General features: G+C 73.0%; 12 protein-coding genes. 7 read left to right on the top strand and 5 right to left on the bottom strand.

What is annotated here, in order from left to right:
* Positions 1 to 154: 154 nt before the first annotated feature.
* Positions 155 to 1,405: an FG-GAP repeat domain-containing protein gene (locus HD597_RS19945; RefSeq protein WP_253744172.1), complete on the top strand. Its 1,251-nt coding sequence runs from the start codon at positions 155 to 157 to the stop codon at positions 1,403 to 1,405.
* An 81-nt stretch (positions 1,406 to 1,486) separates the two neighbouring features.
* On the opposite strand, the gene HD597_RS19950 is transcribed toward HD597_RS19945, so the two are convergent.
* The gene (locus tag HD597_RS19950; RefSeq protein WP_253744173.1) at positions 1,487 to 1,855 is read right to left on the bottom strand and encodes a cupin domain-containing protein; all 369 of its coding nucleotides are present in this window, start codon (positions 1,853 to 1,855) and stop codon (positions 1,487 to 1,489) included.
* Entirely contained in the window at positions 1,849 to 2,793 is a 945-nt protein-coding gene (locus HD597_RS19955) for an aminotransferase class IV (RefSeq protein WP_253744174.1), read from the bottom strand. Before HD597_RS19955 ends, HD597_RS19950 begins: the two co-directional genes overlap by 7 nt.
* A 72-nt stretch (positions 2,794 to 2,865) precedes the next feature.
* On the opposite strand from HD597_RS19955, the gene HD597_RS19960 reads away from it, so the two are divergent.
* Genes HD597_RS19960 through HD597_RS19970 form a run of 3 tightly spaced genes read left to right on the top strand, consistent with a single transcriptional unit; the run spans position 2,866 to position 7,143 of the window.
* A complete protein-coding gene (locus HD597_RS19960; protein WP_253744175.1) occupies positions 2,866 to 3,819 on the top strand; it encodes a LysR family transcriptional regulator in 954 nt (317 codons plus the stop codon).
* Between the two features lie 37 nt (positions 3,820 to 3,856).
* Positions 3,857 to 4,228, top strand: a complete 372-nt coding sequence (locus tag HD597_RS19965; protein ID WP_253744176.1) for a MarR family transcriptional regulator — start codon at positions 3,857 to 3,859, stop codon at positions 4,226 to 4,228.
* Positions 4,225 to 7,143 carry a class I tRNA ligase family protein gene (locus HD597_RS19970; RefSeq protein ID WP_253744177.1) on the top strand — a complete coding sequence of 973 codons (2,919 nt, stop codon included), beginning with the start codon at positions 4,225 to 4,227 and terminating at the stop codon, positions 7,141 to 7,143. Before HD597_RS19965 ends, HD597_RS19970 begins: the two co-directional genes overlap by 4 nt.
* Position 7,144: 1 nt before the next feature.
* Here HD597_RS19970 and HD597_RS19975 read toward each other — a convergent pair whose 3' ends face one another.
* Both HD597_RS19975 and HD597_RS19980 read right to left on the bottom strand, forming a co-directional pair.
* Positions 7,145 to 8,479 (bottom strand): MFS transporter, encoded by a 1,335-nt coding sequence (locus tag HD597_RS19975; protein ID WP_253744178.1) that lies wholly within the window; start codon positions 8,477 to 8,479, stop codon positions 7,145 to 7,147.
* Positions 8,480 to 8,678: 199 nt separating this feature from the next.
* On the bottom strand, positions 8,679 to 9,404 hold the full coding sequence (locus HD597_RS19980; protein ID WP_253744179.1) for an alpha/beta fold hydrolase: 726 nt from the start codon (positions 9,402 to 9,404) through the stop codon (positions 8,679 to 8,681).
* Between the two features lie 138 nt (positions 9,405 to 9,542).
* Between HD597_RS19980 and HD597_RS19985 the strand changes: the two genes are divergently transcribed.
* Positions 9,543 to 10,370: a helix-turn-helix domain-containing protein gene (locus tag HD597_RS19985; protein WP_253744180.1), complete on the top strand. Its 828-nt coding sequence runs from the start codon at positions 9,543 to 9,545 to the stop codon at positions 10,368 to 10,370.
* Positions 10,371 to 10,790: 420 nt separating this feature from the next.
* Here the strand turns inward: HD597_RS19985 and HD597_RS19990 are convergent, their stop codons facing one another.
* Positions 10,791 to 11,681 carry a LysR family transcriptional regulator gene (locus HD597_RS19990; RefSeq protein WP_253744181.1) on the bottom strand — a complete coding sequence of 297 codons (891 nt, stop codon included), beginning with the start codon at positions 11,679 to 11,681 and terminating at the stop codon, positions 10,791 to 10,793.
* A 122-nt stretch (positions 11,682 to 11,803) separates the two neighbouring features.
* Between HD597_RS19990 and HD597_RS19995 the strand changes: the two genes are divergently transcribed.
* Positions 11,804 to 12,574, top strand: coding sequence for an ABC transporter ATP-binding protein (locus tag HD597_RS19995; protein ID WP_253744182.1), 771 nt, complete (start codon positions 11,804 to 11,806; stop codon positions 12,572 to 12,574).
* Positions 12,559 to 14,328 carry a hypothetical protein gene (locus tag HD597_RS20000; protein ID WP_253744183.1) on the top strand — a complete coding sequence of 590 codons (1,770 nt, stop codon included), beginning with the start codon at positions 12,559 to 12,561 and terminating at the stop codon, positions 14,326 to 14,328. The genes HD597_RS19995 and HD597_RS20000 overlap by 16 nt, the downstream gene beginning before the upstream one ends.
* Positions 14,329 to 14,382 lie beyond the last annotated feature (54 nt).

A 14,382-nucleotide genomic window follows, 5' to 3' on the forward strand; every position in this document is an offset into this window, starting at 1 on the left:
TGGGGCTGAACAAGTCGGGGCAAACCTAACATGCGGTAGACCGCTGACCCAGGGCGCAGGTCGGGGGGCGTGACGCCTTGTCTCGTGAACCCCTGGAGCGGCTCAGGCACCGGCATTCGGAAGGGGAACCATGGTGTTATCACGGCGATGGGCGATGTCAGCCGTCGCCATCATCGCAGCACCCGTCTTCATCAGCGCGTCTCCCGCGGTGGCGGAGGGCTCCGGCAGGGCGGACGGCCGGGTCGCGGCTCTGGGGGGATGCTCCGTTCCTCCCTGTGGCGAGCTGGTGAACAACTCCAGCGCTCTGATCGAGTATCGCTGGAAGGACGACGACAACAGCAGCGTGTGGAACGTCGGCTACGTCTCGCCCAACGGCGGTCGCGCCGGCGGCTGGCCCGGGATCGACATCGATCAGTTCGTGGTGCCTTACCCGTGCACCGTCTACTTCACGGCCAGCGGGCTCAACGTGGGAGGCAACTATCTCTCCTCCTCACGGTCCCCGTTCACCAACAACGACGTCATCAATCCGCTGTACATCTCCTTCGCCGACAACCAGACGGTCACCATCACCAGCCGCACCTGCCGTGACGTCGGAGACGACACCGGGCAGAATCCTCCCCAGCCGCCGAATCCTCCGGTGCCTCCGCCTCCGCCGCCGCCCCCGCCGCCGGCCAGGAATCCCGCGGACCTGAACGGTGACGGCAAGGCCGACCTGCTGGCGATCTACGACAGCGACGGAGGGCTCTACTGGTATCCGGGCAAGGGCGACGGGACGTTCTGGTCGGCCCGTTACTGGTCGCAGGCCGGGTTCAAGCTGATGGCGAAGGGCGACCTGAACGGCGACGGCAAGGCCGACCTGCTGGCGATCTATGAGGGCAGCAACGGGCTCTACTGGTACCCGGGCAAGGGCGACGGGACGTTCTGGTCGGCCCGCTACCTCGACCAGGCCGGCTTCCGCCACATGGAGCTGGCGGATCTCAACCAGGACGGCAAGCTCGACCTGCTCGCCATCTATGAGGGCAGCGGCGGGATGCACTGGTATCCGGGCAAGGGCGACGGGACGTTCTGGTCGGCCCGCTACATCGACCAGGCCGGCTTCAAGAACATGGCGGTGGGCGACCTCAACAACGACGGCGCGGCCGATCTTCTCGCGGTCTACGACGGAAGCCATGGGATGCACTGGTATCCCGGCAAGGGCGACGGGACGTTCTGGTCCGCCCGCTACCTCGGGCAGGCGGGATTCCGCCACATGGAGCTGGCGGACCTCAACCAGGACGGTAAACGCGACCTGCTCGCCGTCTATGACGGGAGCGGCGGGATGTACTGGTATCCCGGCAAGGGGAACGGCGAGTTCTGGTCGGCCCGCTACATCGACCAGGCCGGGTTCAAGCTGATGGCTCTCTGATTCACCGCAGGTCCGAGGCCCGTTCCGGTCCAGGGACGGGCCTCGCGGCATGACGGCGACGGCTGGTGATCCTGCCTGGCCTCAGTGGGTGGAAGGCCAGCGCGGCGGGGCCGGGGCCGCCTGTTCGAGCCCGGCCCAGTCGTCGCGTGCCGGGGCGAACGCTTCCACCACGACCGCGCCTTCCGGTCCTGCCTGGACCTCATGGGCGACGTTCGCGAGGATGCGCCAGGAGCCGCCGGGCCCCAGGTCCCGGGTCTCCTGGCCGACCCGGAAGGTGAGCGTGCCGTGCAGGCACAGGCCGATCTGCTCGTTGACGTGGCGGTGTTCGGGGACCAGGCCGCCCGGGGGCAGCTCGACGACGGCCAGGGTGAGCTGCTCGCCGTGGATCACGCGGGCCAGGACGTCTTTCCAGACGCGGGTGGGCGGGATGGCGCTCAGGGTGGTCAGCATCGGGCGGCTCCGTACACGGGTGTGGTCCATTCGGGGTGATCGGCCTCCTCGCGGCGGCTGATCGCTTGCAGCAGGCGCTGTACGGCGAGCGTCGTCTCGCCCGGGTGCCCGTCACCGACGGGCCGTCCGTCCACCTCGACGACCGGGGTGACGAGCACGGCCGTCCCGCACAGCAGAGCCTCGTCGCAGGAGTAGAGCTCCGAGCGGTGCACGCGCCGTTCCTCGACGACGGCGCCGGTGTGTTCGCGCAGGAGACGCATGACCTGGCTGCGCGTGATGCCGGCGAGGATGTCGTCCGTGGCGGCCGGGGTGGCCCAGCGCTCGCCGGTCCTGATCAGCACGTTGGAGGTGGTGGCCTCGGCCACGTAGCCGTCGCCGGTCAGCATGATCGCCTCGTCGAAGCCGTTGCGTAGCGCCTCGGTCTTGGCCAGCGCGGGCCCGGCGTAACTGCCGATCACCTTGGCCCGGTTGGGCACCGCGGCGTCGGCGGTCCTGCGCCAGGCGCTCACCGTGCAGCGCACGCCGCGCCGGTCGATGTAGTCGTCCGGCATGGGGGTCGCGGCCAGGTACAGGCGCGTGCCGCAGTCGTGCATCCGGACGGCCAGTTGCTCGCCCGCCTGCAGCAGGAGGGGGCGCACGTAGGCGTCGGCGCGCACCCCGTTGCGGCGCAGCAGTTCGGCGGTGAGATGGACGAGCTGGTCCGGGCCGTGGGGCGGCTCCAGCCCGAGTATGCGGGCCGAGCGCGCCATCCGCTCGTAGTGGGCGCGCGCCTGCAGCAGGTAGAGCTCCTGGTGATCGGGGTTCCAGCAGGCCCTGATGCCTTCGAAGGTGCCTGTGCCGTAGGAGACCGCGTTGGCCAGGACGCTGAGCCTGGACTCCTTCTCCGGTACGAACGCGTTTTCGGCGTAGACCTCGTCGTAGGGGGTTCCGAATCGCATGACGCCAGATTGAGGGGCTTGGTGCGTTAAGCACAATCGACAGCTTCTTAAGGAGGGGTTTAGCGTTTTCGCATGCTCGACTTGGCCAGGCTCCGCGTCCTGCGGGAGGTGGCCTGCCACGGGTCGCTCACTCGTGCCGCCGCGGCGCTGTCGTACACCACCTCGGCGCTGTCGCAGCAGATCTCCGTGCTCGAGAGGGAGGCCGGGGCCCGGCTGCTCGAACGGCACGCCCGGGGCGTGCGGCTGACCGAGGCCGGCCGGGCGCTCCTGGAGCACACCGAGCGGATCATGACGGAGCTGCGTGCCGCCGAGAGCACGCTGGCCGCGATCCGTTCGGGGGAAGGCGGGAGGTTGCGGTTCGGGTCGTTCACGACCGCCAACGCCACGCTCATGCCCCTGGCCGTACGCGCCTTCCTGCGCGAGCGGCCCGGAGTGTCGGTGGAGCTGGTGGAGGCCGACCGCGACGAGGCCGTGGCCGCCGTCGCCGCGCACGAACTGGACCTGGCGCTGGTGTACGAGTTCCCCGCCGTGCCCCTGGTGCTCCCTTCGAACGTCGAGGTGCGGCCGCTGCTCGTCGACCCGCTGTACATCGCGCTGCCGCCGGGTCACCGTCAGGCCGGGCGCGCCCGCGTCCGGCTCGCCGATCTGGCCGGCGAGCGGTGGATCCAGGGGGTGCACCGGGGGTCCACCGTCGACGTCCTGCCCCAGGCGTGCCGGCAGGCGGGGTTCGAGCCGGTCATCGCCTTCAGGACCGATGACCAGATGACGGTGCGAGGGCTGGTCGCCGCGGGGCTGGGGGTGGCGCTCGCCCCGTTCCTCACCCTGCCCGCGACGGCTCCCGACCTCGTCGTGCGCCCGCTGAGCGAGCCGTCGCTGACCAGGACCGTGATGACCGCCACGCCGGCACTGGCACGCCGGCTGCCCGCCGCCGTCGCGATGATCGGGCATCTGCGCTCAGTGGCCGCGGAGCTCCGCTCCGCCGGGGGTCTGGACGAACCCCGCGCTCGTCCGCTATCAATTGACTGAGTCAACGTATCCATTGATTGGGTCAACGATGTTTGCGATGATCCAGGCTCTCGACCGGTTCCACGCGTACGTCATGACCGGCATGGCCGGCTCGTTCTCCCTGGCCGAGACCCGCGTCCTGCTGGACCTGGCAACCCAGGACGGCTGCGAGGTCAGGTCCGTGCGGCGGCGGCTGCGGCTCGACCCCGGCCACCTCAGCCGGGTCCTGGCCAGGCTCGACGCCGCAGGCCTGGTCACCAGGCAACGCTCGGCCGACGATCAGCGGTGCCTGCTCGTCCGCCTGACCCACCGGGGACGGGCCGCGCTGGGCGACAACGCGCGGGCGCTGAGCGACGACGACCGGGCGCGGATCATCGCGGCGGTGCGGGCGGTGGGCGCGCCTGCCGTGGAAGGGGGGCGACGCGGGTGAGGTTCGAGCCGATCGCGGAGTGGGCCGAACTGGCGGCACGTGTCCCGGCGAGGTTGCCGGACCACCCCGTAGTACCGGGCCGGCCGATCCGCAGGTTCGCCCGCGAGCCCGCCCTCCGCGGCGCAACGGGCGCCGAGGCGATCGAGGACCTCTACCGGCGCTACTGGACCATGAAGGGCTGCTCGGCACCGGTGATGCGGGAGTGGACGGGCCATGGCATCGCGACGGAGCTGCGGATCGAGCAGCAGCTCGGGTTGTCCGGCAGGCGGCAGATCGAACGGTACGGCGTGGCCGGGTTCAACCGGCTCTGCCGCGCCTCGGCTCCGGCGACGATGACGCCGCAGGACGTGGAGGCTGTATGGGGGACGCTGAAGCAGCTGTACGAGCGGGGCCTGCTGCGCGAGGAGGAGCGCGTGTCGCCCTGGTGCCCGCGCTGCGGGACCGCGCTCGCCGGCCATGAGCTCGCCCGGAGCTACGAGGAGACCGAGGATCTCGGCCTGTACGTCCGTTTCCCGCTGCTGACCGGCCCGCTCGCGGGTCAGGCCGACCTGCTGATCTGGACCACCATGCCCTGGACCCTGATCCCTGCCACGCTGGCCGTCGTCGGGCCGGGCCTGGCGTACGTGCTGGCCACCGGCGGCAGGGCGGGGGACCGGCCCGTGGTGCTGGCCGCCGGCCGCGTGGCGCCGGCGCTGGGGGAGGGCGCGCGGGTGCTGCGCGAGGTGCCGGTCTGCGAGCTGGAAGGCGCGCGCTACCGGGCGCCCTTCGGCTTCGTGGGACCGGGATCGGCCGACGATCCGGACGGCGATCCCTCCTCGTGGCGGTTCGTGGTGGCCGACGGCTTCGTCAAGCCGGACGAGGGCACCGGGATCGTGCACACCGGCGCCGCGTACGGGCCCGACGACATGCGGGTGGCCAGGCGGCACGGCGTGCCGGTCGTCAAGCCGGTCGGCCCGGACGGCCGTTTCGACGCCCGCACCGGCCCGTACGCGGGCCTGTACATCCGTGACGCGGACGACCCGATCACCCGGCACCTGCGCGCGGCGGGGCTGCTGGTCCACTCCCGCGCGCACCGGCACGCCTTCCCGTTCTGCGTGTACTGCCGCACGCCGCTCCACTACGCCGCCGCGCCCGGCTGGCACCTCGGCCCCGACGCCGGGAACGGCTGGACGGTGTCGCGGGAACGTTACTGGGGCACGCCTCTGCCGCTGTGGCGCTGCGGCTCGTGCGGGCACACGATCGCGATCGCGTCCCGTGCCGAGCTGGGGGCGCTGGCCGGAGCCGATCTGGCCGGGCTCGACCCGCACCGCCCGTACGTGGACGAGATCTCCTTCGCCTGCGCGAGCTGTGGCGGCGCCATGACCAGGGTGCCGGGCGTGACCGACGCCTGGTACGACGCCGGTGCCCGGCACGCCCGCCACCCCGAGCCGCTCGACCTGGCCTGCGGCTCCCGCAGCTGGCTGTACTCCGTGGACACCGTCGCCCGCCTGGTGTCGGGACGCGACGGTCACCGGCACGCCCTGCGCCCCCCGGCGAGCGCGCCCCGCGACGGCGGCGGGCAGGTCTGCGACGTCTCCCGCTGGGCGATGTTCGACGAGCCGGACACCGCGGGCAGGACACTGCGCACGGTGTGGAACACGGCGGTCTTCTTCGTCACCTACGCCGGCCTCGCCGGCTGGACACCCCGCACAGCCACCGGCCGCACGGTCACCGGCCGCACGGTCACCGGCCGCACGGTCACCGGCCGCACGGTCACCGGCCGCACGGTCACCGGCCGCACGGTCATGGACCGGTGGGTTCTCGCCCGGCTCGCCGAGACCTGCGCGCGGGCCGACGCCGCGCTGTCCGGGTTCGATCCGGCCGCGGCGGCCCGCTGCCTGGCGCTCTTCACCGACGACCTGTCCAACTGGTACGTGCGCCGCTGCCGCGAACGCTTCTGGGCAGGCCGGGACGAGGCCGCCTTCGCGACCCTGCACACCTGCCTGGTGACGCTGGCCGGCCTGCTCGCCCCCTTCGCCCCCTGCCTGGCCGCCGAGCTCCACGAGAAACTGGCCTTCCCGCCGGATCCGGCGGAGCCGGACCCGGCCCGCGTCACCAGCCCCGTGCACATGACGCAGTACCCCCGCCCCGACCCAGGGGCTCGCGACGGCGAGCTGTGCTCGGCCATGGCGCTCGCGCGACGGCTCACCTCGCTGGGCCGGGACGCCCGGGCCGCGGCCGGCATCCCGGCCCGCCAGCCGCTGCGCCGCGCCACCGTCACCGTCCCCGCCGCCGAACGCGCCCGCCTCATCGGCCTGCGCGAGGTGGTCGAAGGGGAGCTCAACGTGAAAGCCGTCGAGTTCGGCGAGCCGCCGGGCCGCCGGGTGACCGTCAAACCGGACTTCCGCGCGCTCGGCCGGGAGTTCGGCTCACGGACCCGGGACGTCGCCGCCGCCATCGCCGCGGCCGACCCGGAACGGTTGCTGGCCCGGCTCGGCCGGGACGGCAGCGTCGAACTGCGGGGATTCCCGGTACGCCGGGCACACCTCCAGCTCGCCGAGACTCCGGCCGCGGGATGGCAGCTGTCCGCCGACGGACCGTACGCCGTGGCGGTCGACACGTCGATGGATCGCGGGCTGCGGCTGGAGGGGCTGGCCAGGGAGTTCACGCGGCTGGTCAACGACCTGCGCAAACGCCAGGGAAGCCGGCCGGGCGAGCCGGTCGCGCTGGCCGTGGAGGTGGTGCGCGACCCAGACGGCGAGCTCGCCGCGTTCCTCGAGGACCACAGGGCCGCCATCGCCCGCGGCGCCTACGCCGACCCCCTGACGATCGGCTCAGGCCCTTCACACGGTCCCGGAGAACCCGAACTCCTCGCCCTGGCCGGCGGGCAGCTCCACGTACGGCTCTCCCGGACCGGGGCACGAGCGCGGCCTTGAATCAGGTGGCCGCGGCCTCCCGCTGGTCCCTGATCGACGACTCCACGGACTCCAGCCGGATCTTCCGGCTGTCCGGCAGCCCCCACGCGGCGACGATCCCGATCACCGCCGTCCCCATGATCACGAACGCCGGCGACAGCGGCAGGCCGGCCTGCGTGGTGAGCACGTTGACGACCAGGGGCGGCAGGCCGGAGAAGACGAAGGTCCCGAGGGTCCAGGCGATGCCGCCCGCCGTGGCACGTACCTCGGTCGGGTAGAACTCCATCGCCACGGCGTGGATCGCGCCCAGGCACAGCGGGACGCTCACCAGGATGAGCAGGCCGCCCAGCACGGCCGCCGCGAAGCCGCCGCCGCGGGCGACCAGGAAGCCGGGCAGCACGAACAACATCGACGCCAGCCCGCCCAGCACGAGCGGCACCCGCCGCCCGACCCGGTCGCCGAGCAGCCCGACCAGCGGGTTGAACACCACGAGCGTCGAGATGAGGATCAGCGGCACCGCGCGGGCCTGGCCGGCCGACAGGTCGCTCTCACGCACGAGGTAGGTCGGGTAGTAGACGAACATGATGTAGAAGGTGGTTCCCAGCGCGCCGACGCAGCTCACGCGCAGGATCATGCGCCGGCTGCGCCGCAGGGCCGTCCCGATCGAGGCGTTGCGCACCCCGGCACGCGCGGCCTCGTACGCCGGCGGCTCCCGCAGCCCGTAGCGGAAGTACAGGCCCACCAGGGCCAGCGGCGCGGCGATCAGGAACGCCACACGCCACCCCCAGGCGTCGAACGTGCGCGCGTCCACCGCCAGGCCGATGATCACACCCGTGGCGGCCGCGGCCAGGGTGCCCAGGTTCCCCGCGGCGGAGATGAACGACGTCAGGAACCCGCGCCGCCTTGGTGAGGCGTACTCGCCGAGGAACACCGGGGCGACCGTGGTCTCCCCGCCCGAGGCGAACCCCTGAAGGAGCCTGCACACGACGAGCAGGATCGGGGAGAGCAGCGCCGCCGTCTCGTAGGTGGGGATGAGGCCGATGCCGGCGGTCGCCAGCCCGACCAGGAGGATCGACGTCATCATCGCGTTACGCCGGCCCACCCGATCGGCCATCACCCCGAAGAACAGGCTGCCCGCCGACCTCGACAGGAAGGAGACGCCGAAGACGGCGAAGGTCGCGATCAGCGCGGCCTCGGCGTTGCCCGCCGGGAAGAAGGCCGTCGAGATGGGGGCGACGAACAGGCCGTAGAGGGCCATGTCGTAGACCTCGATGAAGTGGCCGATCACCACGGCGCCCACCGTTCTGCGGCGCGAGGAGTCGACCTGGGTTTCACGTTCGTCGGCGGGTGTCGGCATGCCGGTTCTCCTGGTCATCGGACTGGCAGAATCGGTCCCCCCAAGGGTTTCGCCGAGGAGCCGGCGGGCCCCTGCAGTCGACGATGATGCCGGCCGGCGGCGTGCGCAACCCGCTCGCGGCCCTGTCCCGCGCGGCCCTGTCCCGCGCGGCCGGGCGCCGGGTGCCCGCCGTCGTCTCCGGGATCGCCGCCGCGACCTGTCAGCCGAGCTTGAGCAGCAGTCCGGTCAGCTCGGCCGGCATGGTGATCATGCAGTCGTGGCCCGTCTCCAGCTCCCACACCTGCGCCGGGCTGCCGTTGGGCTGGATCGCGGGAACGGGCCGCCGCTCGATGCCCTCCGGTACGCCGGCCACGCAGTGGATGTGCGTGCGCGGGATCCGGCGCACCGCCGGGTTGTCCAGCCGGACCGGTTGCTGGAGGCAGAGCACCGGCTGGTCCGACAACATCGCCCGCAGCCAGGCCACGTCCGCCGGGTCGGTGACGCCGAACAGGCCCACCGGCGGCGGCGATGCGGGCATCGGCGGGATCCGCCAGCCGGCCTCGGACCGCGCGGCCCGGTCGATGAGGGCCTGGGTCATGGGCTGCACGTCCACCGCGCTCTCGCCGTCCTCCGGGACCATCGCGTCGAGATAGACCAGGTGGGCGATGCGGTCCGGGATCCGGTTGGCGGCGGAGGAGATGACCAGCCCGGCGTAGCTGTGGCCCACCAGGATCACGTCGGTGAGGCCCTCCTCGGTGATCAGCCCGACGATGTCGCCGGCGTGCGTGTCCAGCCCCACCTCGGGGCCGAGCAGGTGCCTCTTGTCGCCGTAGCCGGTCAGCGACGGCGCGAGCACCCGGTGCCCGGCCGAGGCCAGCAGCGGGACCACCCGCTCCCAGCATCGCCCGCTGTGCCAGGCCCCGTGTACCAGTACATATGTCGACATGCGTAGCTCCTTGGTGCGTCGCAGGTGTTCGTCCGGAGATGAGGCTTCCGCCCGCCCGCCGGCGCAGCCAGAGCCCCCGCGATCCTGGGGGTGAGGGGGCCAGGCACGCACCGGGGTGCGCGCACTACCGTGGGGGGCATGAGCGAGGGATCCAACCTTCTGGGCGACTACGTACGCGCCCGCCGGGAGCTCGTCACCCCCGACCAGGCCGGCATCCCGTCCGTGGGCGTACGGCGGGTGCCGGGCCTGCGGCGGGAGGAGGTCGCGATGCTCGCCGGCATCAGCGCCGACTACTACCTGCGCCTGGAGCAGGGCCGCGACCGCAACCCGTCCGCGCAGGTCCTGGAGTCCCTGGCCCGGGTGCTGCGGCTCGACGACGACGCGACGGCCTACCTGCTCCGCCTCGGGTCGCGGCAACCCCGGCGGCGCCGGCGCCGGCCCCGCAAGGAGACCGTCCCCGCGGGGGTGGCCCGGCTCGTCGGCACGCTCACGCTCCCCGCGTACGTGGAGGGCCGCTACTTCGACGTCCTGACCGCCAACGCGCTGGCGACCGCGCTGTCGCCCCGCCTCGTGGAGGGGCGCAACCGCCTGCGGGACGTGTTCCTCGACCCCGCCGAGCAGGCCCTGTTCCCGGGCTGGGAGGACGCCGCGCAGGGCATGGTCGCCGGCTTCCGCGAGTCCGTCGGCACCGACACCGACGACCCCCGGTTCATCGAGCTCGTCGGCGAGCTCTGCCTCGCCAGCCGCCGCTTCAGCAGGCTCTGGGCCCGCCACGACGTGAACACGTGCGAAGGCACGCCCAAGCTCATCGACCACCCCCAGGTCGGTGGCCTGTGGCTGAACCGGGAGAGACTGGGCGTCAGCGGCGCGACCGGCCAGACACTCGTCGTCCTCCATCCGGACCCCGGCACCGGCAGCGCCGACAGGCTGGCGCTCCTCGCGTCCGTCACGCGGACAGGGAGCTGAGCGGCCGGGCAGGCGCCGCGGCGCGGCCGGCCCGCCGGCAACCGAACACCGGCCATGCCGGCGACCTCACCCATCCGCCGAAGTCCGCCGCCTGAAGTCCCGCCGCCTGAAATCCGCCTCGCCGACGAGGTGACGCCCAGGACGGCGTGCTCGTAGCGGACGGCGACGCACGCGTCCTCGCCGGAGCCGGTGGGCGTGCCCGGCAGCACCGCACCGGCGCGCAGCAGCGCGTCGCGCCCCGGGACGGCTCTGCCGCAGGGCGCCACGGTGCCGGGCTCGCCTCGGTGGGCGTCGCAGTGGCGGGAGTACGCCTCGGCCGCCTCCACCCCCGGCTCCGTCTCGTCCACGGCGCGGCCCGCGTACTGTGCGTCCCAGCGCCCGGCAGCCGGAGCGCCCTCTCAGGCGGCCGGTGCGCAGGGGTCAGATGGCGAGCATCCCGAGGTCGCTTCCCGTCCGGACGAACGCGCGGACGAGCGGCGTCTCGCCGGCCGAGCGCCGGACCAGCGCCCACTCGGTGGACGGGGCGTCGTGGATGGGCAGGCACACGATGCCGGGATAGTTGTAGTAGCGGGTGACGTGCGCGTTGAGCGGGCAGACGATCCGGCCGGCGGCGACGAGCGCGAGTGCCTCGTGGAACGTGCGGACGCGCGGCCCCCGGGGAACGGGCGCCCCGGACGGGGTGGAGGCGGGCAGCATGCCCTCGAACCAGTAGCCCGGCCCGTCGGTTCCCGGGTCGAGGACGGGGCGGCCGGCGAGGTCCTCCATGGACACGGACGCGCGGCCGGCCAGGTCGGAGCTCCCGGCGACGGCGAGCACGCGCCCCTCGGTCAGCACCACGGGGCCGACGACGAGATCCGGCTCCCGGACCGGCAGCCACATCAGCTGCAGATCGGCCTCGCCCGAGCGCAACGCGGTGAACGGGTCGCTGAAGTGGAACTCGGTGACCTGCACCTCGCAGCCGGGATGCCGCTCCGCGAACGCCTCGATCAGCGGGCGCAGCTCGTTGCCCAGCGCGCCCATCACGCCCAGCCGCAGGGTGCCCCGGATCCCCTGCGCGACGCCGGCCGCGCGCTCCAGCCCGCCGTTGATCAGGTCGTACGCCTGCCGCAGGTCGTCGCGCAACCGGCTGCCGATGGGCGTCAGCCGTACGGCGCGGCTGGTGCGCCCGAACAGCGGAGCCCCGACACGGCGTTCCTGCTTCTTGATGGACTGGCTGACCCGGGCCTGGGTGATGTGCAGCTTCTCGGCGGTACGGCTGAAGTGCAGCTCTTCGGCCAGCGTCAGGAAGATCTCGATGTCCCGCAGCTCCATTCCGGCCCTTCAATCCATAAGCGTGGTGTTATGCCAGGTTATCGGGGCTGTCGTTGATCCACCGCCGGGCGGGGCTGGAGGCTTTCACGTGACGATCTGTGACCATTTTCGAGGGGAAGCTCGTGCATACGTACGCGGATGGCGCCGCGCTGCGGCTCGCCGGCCTGTCCAAGTCCTTCGGCGGCTCGCCCGCGGTGGACGGGATCCACCTGGAGGTGCCCCGGGGCGCGTTCTTCGGCCTGGTGGGCCAGAACGGCGCGGGCAAGACCACCACCTTGTCGATGGCCGTCGGGCTGCTGCGTCCCGACGCCGGGACGGCGCACGTCTTCGGCGCCGACGTGTGGGCCGGCCCCGGCCGGGCCAAGGCGATGATCGGAGTGCTGCCGGACGGCCTGGCCATGCCGGAGCGGCTGACGGGCCGCGAGGTGCTCACGTACCTGGGCCTGCTGCGCGGCCTGGACAGGGACACCGTCGACCGGCGCGCCGGGGAGCTGCTGAGCGTGCTGGAGCTGGACGCGGCGGAGAAGACGCTCGTGATCGAGTACTCCACCGGCATGCGCAAGAAGATCGGCCTGGCCACGGCGCTGCTGCACGCGCCCAGGCTGCTGGTGCTGGACGAGCCGTTCGAGGCGGTGGACCCGGTGTCGGCGGCGACGATCAAGCAGATCCTGCGCGGTTTCGTCGCGGGCGGCGGCTCGATCGTGCTGTCCAGCCACGTGATGGCGCTGGTGGAGCAGCTCTGCGACCACGTGGCCGTGATCGACAGGGGCCGGGTGGCGGCCGTCGGCACGCTGGACGAGGTCAGGGCCGGTCAGAGCCTGGAGGACCGGTTCGTGGGCCTCGTGGACGCCCGCGGCGGCGGCGTGAAGGAGCTGGCGTGGCTGTCGAACTGACGCTGGTCCGCATGAAGCTCGCGCTCCTGCGCCACTCGCGGGAGGGCAAGCAGGGGGCGATGACGTCCACGGGCGCCGCCCTGGGCGTGGTCCTGGCGGGCGGCACGCTCTGGCTGTCCGTGAGCGGTGACGCCGGCGCGCTGGCGGCGGCGTACGCGGTGTGGATGCTGGGCTGGACCCTGGGCCCGGTCGTCATGGGCGGCGGCGACGAGTCTCTCAGGCCGGAGCACTTTTCCCTGGCCGGGCTCAAGGCGCACCGCCTGGCGGGCGGCCTGCTGGCGGCGGCGTTCGTCGGCACGGCCCCGCTGGTCGGCCTGGCCGCCCTGCTCGGACTGGCGGTGTCCGGGGGCCGGGAGGGCGTGGCCGGGCTGCTGACGGCCGTGCCCGCGATCGTGTTGCAGCTCGCCCTGTTCGTCCTGCTGTCGAAGGTGGCCGTGGGCCTGCTCGGGCTGGCGCTGCGCTCTCGTCTGGGAGCGATCGGCGCCGGTCTGATCAACGGGGCCGTCCTGGCGGCGGGCTGCCAGATCTGGGTGTTCCTGGCGGCGTTCGACCAGAGCGGCGTGCCCGCGGCGGTCTGGCTCCTGCCCTCGGGCTGGGGGCTGCTCGCCGTCCGGGGCGACCTGGCCGCGCTCGCCGCGCTCGCCGTCCTCGACCTGCTGCTGCTGGCCGCCTGGACCGTGCTGCTGTCCAGGAGGTCAGGGGCGCCGCGCACGTCGGGCCGTCCCCGCCGGTCGATCGCGGCGCGCGGCGCGGGCGGCGCGGTGGCCGCCAAGGAACTGCGCACGTGGTCTCGCGACCTGGCGCGCAACCACCAGTTCGTCTTCGCCCTGTCGTTCGGCGTCTGCTTCGCGGCCGCCCCGCTCATCATCGGCTGGGACGGCATGCTCCCGGCCGCCGGCCCGATCTTCGTCGTGATGGCCGCCTCGATGACGTCCAACCTGTACGGCACCGACGGCACCGCGCTGTGGCTCACCCTGCTCACCCCGGACGGCGACGACGTGCGCGGACGCCAGCATGCCTGGCTGGCCGTGATCGCCCCGGCGGCGCTCGTGATCACCGTCGTGACCACGGCGATCGCCGGCGGGCGGTGGCCGCTCGTGCTCGCGCTGCTGCCCGCCCTGCTGGGCGGCGCCGCCGGGCTGGTGCCCCTGCTGTCGGTGTACGGCCTCATCCCGGGCACCGACCCGGCCCGGCGCGGCGGCAACCCGCTGCGCGTCAGCGACGACAGCGGCGGCCTGACAGGTCTGGCCTACCTCATGCTCGCCCTCGTCGCCGCGACCGGCGTGCCCGCCGGCCTGGTGGCCTCGTCGTACGGCTGGGCCGGCGTGCCCACCGGCACGGCGACGGGCCTGCTGTGTTACTGGGCCCTCGGCCGGCTGGCCGGGCACCGGCTCCGTGCCCGGGGACCGGAGCTGCTGCAGACCATGCGCACCGGCCGCCGCCCGGGCACGGCCTCCCGCCTGGCCAGCCTGCCCAGGCATCGCCAGGCCGTCGCCTGGACCGGCTTCGGCCTGGGCGCCGTCCCCCTGTTCCCCCAGGGCGTCGTCGCCGGGATCCTCGTCGCGAACGGCTTCGAGCGCCACACCTGGTTCCTGGCCACCTACATGCCACCCGGCCTCCGCTGGCCGGTCGTCACGGGCATGATCCTGCTCGGCCTGACCACCTACGGCATGGCGTTCCTCCAGGCCCGCCGAGCCGGGCTCGCGGCGAACCACCCCAGAAGTCTCCGAGCACGAAGGCCGGCCCCCCACTAGGACGCCCTCACCGGCAAGACCCCTGGACGCGTTCGCGCCGCTCGTCCCCGCCTG

The sequence above is a fragment of the Nonomuraea thailandensis genome (assembly GCF_024172165.1).
GTDB lineage: Bacteria > Actinomycetota > Actinomycetes > Streptosporangiales > Streptosporangiaceae > Nonomuraea > Nonomuraea thailandensis.